This is a genomic window from Roseburia inulinivorans DSM 16841, from assembly GCF_000174195.1.
GTDB lineage: Bacteria > Bacillota > Clostridia > Lachnospirales > Lachnospiraceae > Roseburia > Roseburia inulinivorans.
Genome location: NZ_ACFY01000090.1, coordinates 1 through 606 on the forward strand (window position 1 = coordinate 1; position 606 = coordinate 606).

Sequence of the window (606 nt, forward strand, 5' to 3'; positions counted from 1 at the left end):
AAAATATGCACTACTCGGTTGCGGCTTTCAAAGTACACAATATCTTTTAAAGGTACTTTCTGAATTTTCTTATTGAACTTAAACTGGTAAAAGACCTCCGTTTCACCTATCCGGTGACAGGCTTCTTTAAAATACCGGCGAAATTTCTCTTTATCCAGCGGTTTAGAGAGAAAACGGAAAGGCTCTACCTCAAACAGTTCCTTTAAATATTTATCATATCCTGAAATATATATGAACAACACAGAATGGTCTGTTTCCCGGATTTTTCGAGCAGCGGAGATGCCGTCAATCTGTTCCATTTCAATATCTATAAAAATAAGTCCGTATCGTTCCCCGGACTGTATGCTCTTCAAAAGTGTCTTTCCATCAGAAAATACATCCGTATTAACCCGGACTCCCATACTCTGGCTTTCTTCTAACACCAAGTTCTCAAGACTTCCCGTAAAGCCAAGGTCATCATCACATATGGCTATCTTCAGCATTTTTAAGTACCTCTTCTGCTATATCTGCTTCCTCTTCTTCCAACTGTGCCTGTTCCAAACGTTTGAGAAGACACTGGAGTGTCTTTTTGTTCGTGTCCGTCAGGTTGTTGTAGCGGAGTACAAT

General features: G+C 40.1%; 1 protein-coding gene. It reads right to left on the reverse strand.

Annotated features, from left to right (window positions below; translation table 11 throughout):
- Positions 1–482, reverse strand: a 482-nt coding sequence (locus tag ROSEINA2194_RS09720; protein ID WP_007886222.1) for a LytR/AlgR family response regulator transcription factor, incomplete at its 3' end; no start/stop codon positions are given.
- Between the last annotated feature and the right edge of the window lie 124 nt (positions 483–606).